General features: G+C 71.4%; 14 protein-coding genes. 6 read left to right on the top strand and 8 right to left on the bottom strand.

Translation table 11 applies throughout. From position 1 onward, the window contains the following. The first annotated feature begins 112 nt into the window (after positions 1–112). From ECOMGDLI_RS00200 to ECOMGDLI_RS00210, 3 genes are all read left to right on the top strand, one after another. Positions 113–1,429, top strand: a complete 1,317-nt coding sequence (locus ECOMGDLI_RS00200; protein ID WP_143447376.1) for a hypothetical protein — start codon at positions 113–115, stop codon at positions 1,427–1,429. Between the two features lie 421 nt (positions 1,430–1,850). Beyond that, entirely contained in the window at positions 1,851–2,033 is a 183-nt protein-coding gene (locus ECOMGDLI_RS00205) for a hypothetical protein (RefSeq protein WP_088312456.1), read from the top strand. Positions 2,034–2,269: 236 nt separating this feature from the next. After that, positions 2,270–2,887 (top strand): hypothetical protein, encoded by a 618-nt coding sequence (locus ECOMGDLI_RS00210; RefSeq protein WP_088312458.1) that lies wholly within the window; start codon positions 2,270–2,272, stop codon positions 2,885–2,887. Between the two features lie 247 nt (positions 2,888–3,134). Here the strand turns inward: ECOMGDLI_RS00210 and ECOMGDLI_RS00215 are convergent, their stop codons facing one another. The 4 genes from ECOMGDLI_RS00215 to ECOMGDLI_RS36535 form a co-directional block, all read right to left on the bottom strand. Continuing rightward, positions 3,135–3,866, bottom strand: a complete 732-nt coding sequence (locus tag ECOMGDLI_RS00215) for a DUF305 domain-containing protein (protein ID WP_198954387.1) — start codon at positions 3,864–3,866, stop codon at positions 3,135–3,137. Continuing rightward, positions 3,866–4,486, bottom strand: a complete 621-nt coding sequence (locus ECOMGDLI_RS00220) for a DUF3105 domain-containing protein (RefSeq protein WP_198954388.1) — start codon at positions 4,484–4,486, stop codon at positions 3,866–3,868. The genes ECOMGDLI_RS00215 and ECOMGDLI_RS00220 overlap by 1 nt, the downstream gene beginning before the upstream one ends. Before the next feature lie 197 nt (positions 4,487–4,683). Further along, positions 4,684–4,842, bottom strand: a complete 159-nt coding sequence (locus tag ECOMGDLI_RS00225) for a hypothetical protein (protein ID WP_198954392.1) — start codon at positions 4,840–4,842, stop codon at positions 4,684–4,686. Then, positions 4,800–4,919, bottom strand: a complete 120-nt coding sequence (locus tag ECOMGDLI_RS36535; protein ID WP_198954389.1) for a zf-TFIIB domain-containing protein — start codon at positions 4,917–4,919, stop codon at positions 4,800–4,802. The genes ECOMGDLI_RS00225 and ECOMGDLI_RS36535 overlap by 43 nt, the downstream gene beginning before the upstream one ends. A gap of 74 nt (positions 4,920–4,993) precedes the next feature. Here ECOMGDLI_RS36535 and ECOMGDLI_RS00230 point away from each other — a divergent pair, with 74 nt between their 5' ends. Both ECOMGDLI_RS00230 and ECOMGDLI_RS00235 read left to right on the top strand, forming a co-directional pair. Further along, positions 4,994–5,398 carry a helix-turn-helix transcriptional regulator gene (locus tag ECOMGDLI_RS00230; protein WP_088312460.1) on the top strand — a complete coding sequence of 135 codons (405 nt, stop codon included), beginning with the start codon at positions 4,994–4,996 and terminating at the stop codon, positions 5,396–5,398. Between the two features lie 133 nt (positions 5,399–5,531). Beyond that, positions 5,532–6,323, top strand: coding sequence for a ZIP family metal transporter (locus ECOMGDLI_RS00235; protein WP_088312462.1), 792 nt, complete (start codon positions 5,532–5,534; stop codon positions 6,321–6,323). A 44-nt stretch (positions 6,324–6,367) separates the two neighbouring features. Here ECOMGDLI_RS00235 and ECOMGDLI_RS00240 read toward each other — a convergent pair whose 3' ends face one another. From ECOMGDLI_RS00240 to ECOMGDLI_RS00255, 4 genes are all read right to left on the bottom strand, one after another. Next, positions 6,368–7,285, bottom strand: coding sequence for a M48 family metalloprotease (locus ECOMGDLI_RS00240; RefSeq protein ID WP_088312464.1), 918 nt, complete (start codon positions 7,283–7,285; stop codon positions 6,368–6,370). 4 nt (positions 7,286–7,289) lie between these two features. Next, positions 7,290–7,652 (bottom strand): BlaI/MecI/CopY family transcriptional regulator, encoded by a 363-nt coding sequence (locus tag ECOMGDLI_RS00245; RefSeq protein WP_198954390.1) that lies wholly within the window; start codon positions 7,650–7,652, stop codon positions 7,290–7,292. 79 nt (positions 7,653–7,731) lie between these two features. After that, positions 7,732–8,736 carry a cytochrome d ubiquinol oxidase subunit II gene (locus tag ECOMGDLI_RS00250; protein ID WP_088312468.1) on the bottom strand — a complete coding sequence of 335 codons (1,005 nt, stop codon included), beginning with the start codon at positions 8,734–8,736 and terminating at the stop codon, positions 7,732–7,734. A gap of 19 nt (positions 8,737–8,755) precedes the next feature. Beyond that, a complete protein-coding gene (locus ECOMGDLI_RS00255) occupies positions 8,756–10,165 on the bottom strand; it encodes a cytochrome ubiquinol oxidase subunit I (RefSeq protein ID WP_088312471.1) in 1,410 nt (469 codons plus the stop codon). 569 nt (positions 10,166–10,734) lie between these two features. Between ECOMGDLI_RS00255 and ECOMGDLI_RS36240 the strand changes: the two genes are divergently transcribed. Then, positions 10,735–10,860 (top strand): hypothetical protein, encoded by a 126-nt coding sequence (locus ECOMGDLI_RS36240; protein ID WP_255395962.1) that lies wholly within the window; start codon positions 10,735–10,737, stop codon positions 10,858–10,860. The last annotated feature ends 176 nt before the right edge of the window (positions 10,861–11,036 follow it).

Raw genomic sequence — 11,036 nt, forward strand, 5'->3', positions numbered from 1 at the left:
CGATGGCCGCTCACGTCATGATCGACACGCGGCCCACGACCTCACCCGAACTCCACCACGCCAGGGGACGTGACCCGTCCTGCTCTCGTTCGCGCTTGTGTACCGGCGTGGCGTGACCGTGACGGCAGCCACAATGGGCGGCGATGCCGAAGTCCCGGTACGCCCAGGGTGGCGTGCGGGCATGGCGTCAGTCCCGATCCTCGGGCTGCTCTTGCTGGCCGGCCTGCTGGGCAGCCAGGAGGTCTCGGAGAACCTGCTACCGGTGTTCTTCTGGCTCGTGGTTTGGGTAGGGCTGCCGCTGGCCGTCGGCCTCATAGGTGACTTTACTCGCCCGCTCAACCCGTTCGGCGCCATCGCCCGGGCTACGGACTCACCCGCGCTGCGCCGCGTGATCCTCGATAGGACAGCGCCGCTGCCGTGGCCGCGACGGCTCGGCTGGTGGATGAGTGGGGCACTGTTCTTCACAGTCGTGGTCGGCGAGCTCGTCGTTAACGCGACTGTGACGTTGCCGCGGGTGACCGCTGTCGGCCTGCTCGTGTACGCCCTTGCGTGCGCGGTCGCGGGCGTCGTCGTCGGCTCGGACGCCTGGGCCGCCCGCGGCGAGATGTTTGCCGTCGTGTTCTCGACCTGGGGCCGGCTGGGCTGGTTCCGCTTCGGTGCACCGGGACGGCAAGGGTTCGGTGGAGGCCTCGACGCCCCCTTCGACGCGTCGGTGAGCCGGGTCGTCGGCGTCGTGCTGCTCCTGGTCTCGGTGTCCTTCGACGGCTTGCTTTCGACCCCGCAGTGGGGGTCGATGACCTCGGAACTGCCGGCTGGCCTCGCACCAGGTACAAGTGGCCACAACGTTCTTGCGACATCGGTGCTTGCGGCGCTCACACTGGCGACGTTGCTCGTCTTCGGCGGTTTCGCGGTGGTAGCGGCGAGGACCGGCGGCCGGTCTGTCGGTGGGCTCGCGGCCCTGACCGGTCTTCTCCCCTCGCTGCTGCCGATCGCCTACGGCTACCTGCTCGCACACTACCTCCAGTACGTCGCGATCAACGGGCAGCTCCTGCTGCCGCTGCTCGGCAACCCCGTGGGACTGGAGAGCTGGCCGCTTCACCTGCCGTACCCGTTCAACGACGACTACGCGGTGGCGACGGGAGTGCTGCCGACGTCGTTCATCTGGTACTTCCAGATCGTCGTCATCATCGGCGCCCATATTCTCGCCGTGGTGCTGGCCCACCGACACCTCGCGACCAGCGCCCCCGCTCCGGCGCTCGCCCGTCGCTCGGAGTGGCCGTGGCTCGCCGCGATGGTCGGGTATACAATGCTCAGCCTGTGGCTCCTCGCCCAGCCCCTGGTACAGGACAGCAGCGCCTCCGCAGAGCCCCGCACCGCCCGACCGACGGCCGCAGGATTGACGTGGTTCCAGGGTGCATCGCTCTCATGAGAGTCGGTCCCGCGTCGTCTGCCGCACCCGCCGGGCCGCCCGGCCGATGGCCCACAGCCAAGCCGCAGCCAGGACGGCTGCCCTCGTGACGGGACTCAGTGGCGCGCTGGCGGCGCGGCTCGCGGTGGCCGGTGATGTAGAGGTGCGTAGCGTCGGTGCACTCACGGTCTTCGCGGGTCCCTTGTCGTGCTCCCCGACGCTCGCTTGCCGCCGTGAGCTGCTCAGACGGGGCCGGTGCCGGCAGAAGCTCGCCGCCGGGCTGATCAGGGCGTTCGTGTGCCTCCCTGTCGCCGGACGCGTTCGTGAAAGTGGCGCCCGTGGTTTCCGCCGTCTCAGTCGACGAAGAGGCCATACTTGCCATGGCCGGTTGGGCTGCGATGGTCTGCGGGACACTGCCTCGACGCGGCGCGGCGACTGGGTCATGCTCGCGGTAGCGACGGAGACGTTCGGACCGCTCCACGTGCCGCTGTACGGGTGGTGCGTCCTCGTCCTCGACTTTGAGGTACGGCTGCTGCTGGGCGCGGTGCCGATGCTCGGCAAGAGCTGGGGTGCACTGGCGATCGCGCAGACCGTCGCGGACCTTGCCGGGTGGTGGCTGCGGTGATCCCGCTACGCCTCTGGTATGCAGGCGGAGGGCGTCCCGGTGTACGTCAAACCCCCCAGTGGCGGGCGCTGTTCGTGCTCGGATTCGCCGTGCTCGCCCTCGGGGCGACAGTGACTATCCGGCCGCCACACGCGCCACCGCTGTATGACGGGCTCGGCTTCCCCGACGAGCCGTACCGGTGGGTGACGACACCCCCGGGGCTAGAGGGTGCGCCACGGGCACCGACACCCGCCGCGGTGACGATCGGCGTCACTGACGGCATGAGCGACGGCTCACGTGCATTCAGCAGCGAGCAGGGCCCGCAGATCGCGTTCGCCGTCAGGGACGGAGCTTTCACCGTCCCCGCGGGCGCGACGTCGATCGAGGTCACTGCTTCCCCCGAGGCAGCACCTGCCGCCCGGCCTGCCAACGGAGCCCTCGTCAGCAACCTCTACCGGCTCAAAGCGATCGCGGACGGCAAACCCGTGACGCTCGCACCGAACGCCACCGTCATCATCAACCTGCGCGCCAGTCAGTCGACAACCCAGAACGTCATCATCTCCACATGGGACGGCGCCCGCTGGACGCAAGTAGCTACTCGCCAAGTCGGACAGGAGGTCTACGCTGCGGAACTGCCGACCCTCACGCCTGTGGCGGTCGTTCGGCTCGAGCAAGGTGTGCTGCCCACGGTCCACGCGCCAGGGCCCACGACCCGCCCGAGCGCCGCGACGGCAATTGGATCGAACCCTAGCGGCGCCGTCGGTGGCGACGGCGCCGTCCGCGGTCGCGCTTTGTGGCTCATCCTGGCTGGCACCATCGCCCTACTTGCCGCGGCGCTCATCACAGTGCGGCGATGGCCCGAAGCCGACTCATAGTCTGCTCTGGTAACGCCCAGACTGCCCGGGCCTGGCACGCGTCGCCAGGCGTACTTCGGATGACGCTCGCAGCCAGGGCTAGATGGAGCTGGCACTCACCTGGGGAAGGCCAAGCGTCGGGGCTTCTGGTAGCGCCGCTCGGTGAGTGTCGACGACGGTTGATCTGAACCGACCGGCGGGCCACGTCTTGGCCCGCCGTGGCGAGCCGCCCGCGCGGAGGAAATGTGCTTGATCGACGGGCGTCATGTCACGGTGCGGACTCCCCCCGTGCATGCAGCGAGCGGGTCATCTGGGTGATCTCGGCCAGTTGGGCGTTGACGATGTTCCGGGCCAGGGCTCGGACCTCGGGTCGGTCGGTCCGGTCGAGAATGGCCTGGGCCATCGCGACCCCGCCGCGGTGGTGTGCGACCATGAGACGGAGCCACATGATCTCCGCAGGCCGCCCCTTAAGTGCCGCGAGTGCGGCGATGTCGGCCTGGGTGGCCATCCCTGGCATCCTGCCATCCGGGAGCAGCGCTGTGGCGCGGTGTGTAGGCGAACCGCCAGTGCCTGTGGCATCCATTCCACTCATGGCCCCCGTGGCATCGGAGGCCATCCAGGCCATCCGCGGGCGGCTGCCGGTCTGCGGCAGGCCCCACTGGGTGAGCCAGCCGAACATCTGCCCGGCCTGCTGCTGCTGGCCCAGGGCGATGTCGTAGGCCAGCGTGCGGATGGTCGGATCGGACGTGTCGTCCCGGATGATCATGGCCATCTGGACGGCCTGGTCGTGGTGGGCTTGCATGTCGCGGGCGAACCCGGCCTCGGCACTGTCGTCGCCCGGCGGGCGCGGCCCGGCCATGGCGAACCCGATCAACCCGGCGGCCAGAAGGGCCAGCAGTGTGATCAGGGTGAGGGCGACGGCCTGCTGCGCGGACAACCGGCGGTCGGGTGTCCCCCACGGCCGCGGCGACCCGGTGTGCGCGTCGGTGGTCGCGGTCATCACGTTGGGGTCCCTGTCCCGCCGGTGCAGGACGCCCCGGACTCGGGCGCGTTAGGGCCCTGCCGGTAGGTGCGGATGAACTCCGGTAGTCGCTTGTCGCTCGCCCCGGTCAGCGGGAGCTGCTTACCCCAGCCGCTGACCACGACGGGCGCGGGCAGCTCGGGGTAGGGGGAGAGGACGAGGTAGGTCTGCCCGCCTGCGATCTGCCGCAAGGCGGCGATGTCGGTGGCCGGGAGGTCCGGGCGGTATGTGATCCAGACTGCGCCGTGCTCGAGGTCGTGGACGGCGTTCTCGTTGCGGACCGGCTGGTCGTAGATCCCGCAGTTGAGCCAGGTCGGGTCGTGCTGGCCACCCGCCGGGGGGGTCTGCGGATAGGTCACCGCGGTGGTGACGTGGCCGGCCTCCTGAGTGCTGCTCTTGACCCCGGCCAGGCTGCGACCGGCGGTCTCCCGGACCAGGACCAGCGTGGTCCCACCGATCAGGGCCAGCACGACCACCGACACACTCCCGCACAGCAGGATCCGTTGGCGTCGGTCCCGTGCCGCCTGCGCCTGGCGCAACTGCTGGACCTTCTGCGCCCGGGCGTCACGCTCCGCCTTGGCCGAGGGTTTGTTAATCACTCACTCGTCCTTCCTGACTCGACTGACTGCGTCCCAGGAGCCGTCTCCTCCGGGCGGCCCGGGGTTGATGTCATGTCCCCTCGCGTTCTTCGGGGTGGGGTTCGGGCCGTCGTCCCGGCTCCCGGCTCTCCGGCTCGCGGCTCGACGGTAGACGGCACGGGTGGGTCCGGTCAGTCGAAGAGCTCTCCGAGGAAGCTCTAGCGCCGCTTGGGATGGCCGCCCTCATAGCCGTAACCGCCCGCCATCGGGCCCGGGTACTGCTGCACGAGTGCGGCCGGCTGGTTGAACGCCGACTCGACGTCCAGCAACGCCTCTAGCTCGCCGCGGTCCAGGAAGATCCCCGGCACTCGACGCACTGGTCGATCGTGACCCGGTTGCGTTCGTGGTTGCGCATCGCGCCCCGGCACTTGGGACAGATCAGATCGGCCGGCATCTGAACTCCTTCGCTGGCTTCGGGTCGACGGTCCGCCCGTCGACCAAGTCCTGCAGATATGACAACCTACTCATATGTTCAGGAGTTCCGAGAACCGCCAGGCCGTGGTCGGGCTGGACGCGTGCACCGCGACCGAGGTCGACCGGCGGCGGGTCGCCGCGACGCGCCCGCTGCTGGTCGGCGCCGACGAGGCGTCCCGGATCGCGGACGTGCTGGGCCTGCTGTCCGACCCGAGCCGGGTGCGGGTGCTGTTCGCCCTGCTGGAGGCCGGTGAGATGTGTGTCTGCGATCTCGCCGAGATGGTCGAGATGTCCCCGTCGGCGCTGTCCCACGCCCTGCGGCTGCTGCGCACTGCCGGGGTGGTCACCAACCGCCGGGACGGGCGGATGGTCCGCTACCGGCTGGCCGACAGCCACGTCCGGCTGCTCCTCGACGTCGTCCGCGCCCACCTCGGGCACCAGAGCGGCACCGTCGGGTGACCCAGCTGATCCGGACCGGACGCCGACATCATCCCGCGCAGCAGTCACGATCCCGGCGCATCGAGCCAAGGCGCGACACCGAATTGTCGAAACCTGTCGAACCCTACGACCAGATCAGAGATCGGGGCATCTCGTGAGCGTCGTGGCCCAGGCCGCCGTGCTGGTCATCTTCCCGGTCACGGCGGCCGCGGTCGGGTCGGTCGTCGCGGTACTACGCCGTCCAGGACCACGGACGGTCAGCGGGATCCAGCACTTCGCCGCCGGCGTGGTGATGGCAGCCCTGGTCGGGGAGGTGCTGCCCGAGCTGCGCCAGGAGGGCAGGCTGCCCTGGGCGGTCGCCGGGTTCGTCGCCGGGGTCGGCGTCGTGCTGTCCCTAGGAGCCTACGAACGACGACGCGACGCCTTGCCCGGGACGCCGGCAGAAGGTCCGACCCCGCCCGGGCCCAGGATGCCGGGCTCGACGAAGCGATCGGCAGCGCGATCGGCGGCGCTGCCGGTGGGGCTGCTGATCACTGTCGGGATCGACCTGGTGCTCGACGGGCTGCTGGTGGGGCTCGGAGTCACGCTCGGGTCCACCCAGGGGTTGATCCTGACCATCGCGCTGACCATCGAGATCCTCTTCCTCGGGTTGTCCGTGACGGCCGAGCTGACCGAGTCCGGCCAGCCGGCGGCCCGGGCCGCGCTGATCAGCAGCGGCCTGGGCCTGCTGACCGCCGTCGGCGCGATCGGCGGTGCCGCCGTCCTCGGCGGCGCCGGCAGGCCGGTCCTGGCCGCCGTCCTGGCGTTCGGCGCCGCCGCGTTGCTCTACCTCGCTGTCGAGGAACTGCTCGTCGAGGCCCACGAGGAGACCGAGACCCCGCTGCTGGTCGCGATGTTCTTCCTCGGCTTCCTGGCCATCTACGTGCTCGCCGAGCTCGCCGCCTGACCGGTCCACGTCGGGGCGGGCGCCGCGCCGGACGGGCGCAGCGGTCAGGCACCCGTGGACAGCGCGAGCACAGGTGCCAGGAGGACGACGACGCAGGTCACGCGGATCAGGAGTTCGGCGCGCGGGTCGAGGGGGCGCGGGCTTCCCAGTAGGCGCCGGAGGCGGACCAGGGAGTCGGGCGCCGGGTCCCACGCGGTGTCGGCGCCGCCGCCGAGCTGGTGGATCGCTGCCGCCACGCATTGCCGGGAGGTGGCCCGGGCGGCGGCGTCGTCGGCGAGGATCTCCGCGAGGGTGGTGGCTGCTTCGAGGGCGGTCCGCGGGCCTGGCAGCAGCGGCAGGCCGCTGCGCCAGGCGCGGATCGGTTGGAGCAGCAGGTGGTGGTGGCCGCTCAGGTGGGCCCGCTCGTGGGCGAGGACGGCGTGGAGCTGGCGGGGGTCGGTCAGGTCGCGGCAGGCTGTGGAGATCACCACGACGCCGGGGTGTCGTCGCTGTCCGGGGACGCTGTAGGCGAAGGCGGTGTCGTTGGCCAGGACGAGGCAGTCCTGTTCGGGGTCCCGGTCCGCGACGAGGTCGAGCAGGGCGACGTGCGCCCGGCGGCGCGCCGAGCGGTTCGCTGCACCGACGGCGAGCACCCCGGCCTGGACCAGGCCGAGCAACAGGCCGGCGCCGAGGAGGGCGCGGTGCGGGGGCGGCAGGGTCGCCAGCACCGGTAGCCCGTGGGCCGCGGTCTCGGTGAGGAGGGTGAGCGGCGGGAGCCCGGTGGGGACGGCGGCGGCGGACAGCACCGCGGTGGTGGTGGCGGCCGCCGCCCCCACCGCCGTGACGTTCCACACGGTCAGGGCGGTCCGTGGGCTTCGCGCCGTCCAGCGGGCCCGGGCCAGCAGGGGAGGCAGCGGGCCCAGCAGGGCGGCGGCCAGACCCGTCAGGGCGAGGGCCTCGCCGTAGCCGGCCAGGGTCGTCACCTGGTCAGCGCTGCCCGGGGGTCCTGCGGCGGGACAGGGCCCGCCGCAGGGCCTCGACGTCGTCCGGGGGGACCTCGTCGACGAACCGGGACAGCGCCAGGGCGCGGTCCCGGGTGTCGTCGAGGGCGGACAGCATCGCCGCGGCAGCGACCTGCTCTCGGGCCAGGGTCGGGGCGTAGGCGTCGCGGCGGCCGATCCGGGTGCGACCGACCAGCCCCTTGCGTCGCAGCCGGGCCAGCACGGTCAGCACCGTGGTGACCGCCGGCGCGGGATCGCCGACCCGTCCCACCAGGTCCTGGGCGGTCAGCGCGTCCCGGCTGTCCCACAGCGCGGCCATCACCGCGCGTTCCAGGTGTCGACGTTCCACCACGCTCACCCTGCTCCCTTCTCGATGGCCCGGCCGCGACCCACACGGTGAACCGCTACCGACGGTACCGGGAGGACGCTCAGTGGCTCGCTCGGGCGGCCTGCCGTTGGGTCAGCGCGAACAGGTACAGCAGCGGGGGGAGCACGAGCACCGCGGCGACGGCGACCACGACGAGCAGCGCGGCCAGGGTCCGCGGTGCGCCGGCGCCGGCGGCGATGGTCACCTCGTCGACCAGGAGCCAGGGGTACTGCGCGACGCCCCAACCGGTCACGACCGCGACCACCGCGACGACGGCGGCGCCGCGGGCCAGGGTGTGGTGGCGCCGCAGCAGCGCCCACACGGTGCCCAGCCCGGCGCCCGTGGACAGCAGGACCAGCGGCGCGGCGCGGCCGGTGAGCCCGTCGGTGAGGGTGGGAGCGTCCCGGGAGACCGGGACGAGCGCGAGCAGCACGACCGCGCCGGCGCCGAACGCAACTGCCAGGGACCCGGTGCGCAGCCGCTCGCTCAACGCCTGGTCGCCGGCCCGGGCGGCGTCGGCGGTCAGGAAGACGCCGGCCAGGAAGGAACAGAGGGCGACCGCGAGGACCCCGGCGAGCAGCGGCGTGGGATGGGCCCAGGACGCCAGCGGCGGCCCGTACCCGGCCGCGGGCACCCGCCCGGAGGCGACCGCCCCGGCGACGACCCCGAGGAAGAACGGCGCGATCAGCGAGGAGGCGGCGAACACGACCCCGAACAACTGCGCCTGCCGCAGCGAGCCGGCGTACTTGCGGAACGCGAACCCCGCCCCGCGCAGGACGATCCCGAGCAGGGCGAGCACGATCGGCAGGTACAGGGTGGTCATCACCGCGGCGAACGGGCGCGGGAACGCCGTCCACCAGAACACCATCACGTAGATCAGCCAGACGTGGTTGGCCTCCCAGACCGGGCCGATGCTGTGGTCGACCAGGGTGCGCACCGCCGCCCCGCGGTGGGCGTCGCCGGCGGTCAGATCCCAGAACCCGGACCCGAAATCCGCACCACCCAACACCGCGTAGGCGACCACTCCGATAAACATCGCCACCGCGACCGCCACCTGAACACTCATCTGACACTCACCGGGACGCTCACCGGCCGACCGACTCGGCCGCCTCGGCCGCCTCGGCCGGGTCGGCCGGGTCGGCCGGGTCGTACGGACTGGGCAGGTGCTCCTGCCCGGCCCGCCACCGGCGGGCCATCGACCGCAGCACCACGAACGCCCCGACGCTCAGCCCCGCGTACACCATGAACGCGGCGGCGTAACTCCACCACAACCACGACCCCGGCCCGGCGGCGTCCTGGGTGCGCAGCACCTGCCAGACCGTCCACGGCTGGCGGCCGACCTCGGTGGCCACCCAGCCGGCCTCCAGAGCCAGCACGGCCAGCGGTCCCGCGGCCACCGCGACGGCCAGGAACCAGCGCCGGGACAGCAGATCCCGGCCGAGACGCCGGGCCAGCCAGTACACGACCGCGACCAGCGCGAGCAGGGTGCCGATCCCGACCATGCCCTGGAACGCCAGATGGGTCAGGTTCACCGGCGGCCGCTGATCGGGCGGGACGGCGTCCAGGCCGGGCACCGGCGCCGTCAGCGAGTTCCGGGCGATGATCGAGCCCAGCCGGGGGATGGTCAGCGCCCACCGGACCTGGCCGTCGACGAGCACACCGCCCAGCCGCAGCGGGGCGCGCTCCTCGGTGGTCAGCGCGAGTTCGAACGCGGCCAGCTTGGCGGGCTGGGTCACCGCCAGGCGCAGCCCGAGCAGGTGGCCGACCAGCGGCTGGGCCAGCGCGGCAACCGTCGCGAACGTGAACGGCACACCGAACCCGAGCCGGTGGTGGGCGTCCCGGCGGCCCCGCAGCATCCCCGCCGCGTACACCCCGGAGACCAGGAACCCGACCACCATGAACGCCGCCACCCACATGTGCGCGAACTGCAGCCACACCCCGTCGTTGAACATCGCCGCCCACGGGTCGACATCGGTGACCACGCCGTCGACGATCCTGAACCCGGTCGGGTTGTTCATCCACGCGTTCACACTGACCACGCAGAACGTCCCCACCACCCCGGCCGCCGCCATCGGCACCAGGGCCGCCAGGTGCAGCCGCGGCGGCAACCGGTCCCACCCGTACAGGTAGATCCCCAAGAAGATCGCCTCGACGAAGAACGACAGCCCCTCGAACGCGAACGGCAACCCCAGCACGTCACCGAACCGGCCCATCAGACCCGGCCACAACAGACCCATCTCGAAACTGAGCACCGTCCCGGACACCGCACCCACCGCGAACAGCACCGCGGCGACCTTCGACCAACGCCGCGCCAACCCCAACGCCACCGGATCAGCACGCCGCAAGCCACGCCGATGCACCACGAAGATCATCGCCGGGAACGCCACCCCGAAACACGCCAGCACGATATGCCAGCCCAACGACAACGCCATCTGCTGCCGCGCCGGCAATAAGCCTGCCGGCAAGTCGACTGCTGGCCGTGCAAGCAACGGCATCGCCAACTCGGATGAAACGATCAACTGACCCTCCGGATGTAGTCGAGGCCGTTCCTTCTACATAGTGTAGAAGGAACGGCCTCGGCGCGAATCCGGGCGCGAGCGCTCTGGAGAACGCTCCGACATGGTGGGGAGCCTGACGCGGTTTGCCGGACACCATGATCCTTCCCCAGTTCTCTGGGCCGTCAGTGAGGCTGCCCTCCGGGAGGTCCACTCGAGTTGGCTGCGGTCGCCTCTCCCGCCGGCGAACCGGACGGTTTCCGGACACGCCGGCGATTCACCGAGTCGTGAACACCAGGCCGTTGTTACTGAGATCCCCGGTCATCGCCGTGGTGGTTGTGGGTGGTCACCGCGACGGGAAGGGGTCTGCGATGCCGGGCTACGACGATCACAGGAGGATCACTGGGGCGGCCGCATGATGGGTGGGTACGGCTCCGCGTGGTCGCCGTGGCTGGTCGTGGTGCTGGTGACGGCGGTCGTGCTGCTGGTGCTAGCGGCTGTGGCCGCAGCCCGACTTGTTCATGCGGGCGGCGGCGGTAGCCCGCTGAAGGGGGGAAAGCGGCCAGCGTGTGGCTGAGCAGCCGGAAGAGATGCTCGACCGGCTCTTCGCTGCTGGCGAGATCGACGAGGTCACGTACAGGGCTCGGCGCACGGCGCTGGCCGAGCTGCGGCAGCCCGTCCAGCATCAGGGCTAGTCAGCCCGCAGGAGCGAGCGCTCCCTCGCCGGCGGGCCGCGAGACGCGGGTCTGCGCTCCACGCGCGCGGGAGGAACTCGCTCTATGCGTGCGGGAGGAACTCGTGGGCCTGGTGGCCGGCGGGTTCGAGCTGGAAGGTGCAGTGGTCGACGTCGAAGTGGTCGGCCAGGCAGTCG

It is taken from the genome of Kineosporia sp. R_H_3, from assembly GCF_002198675.1.
Classification (GTDB): domain Bacteria; phylum Actinomycetota; class Actinomycetes; order Actinomycetales; family Kineosporiaceae; genus R-H-3.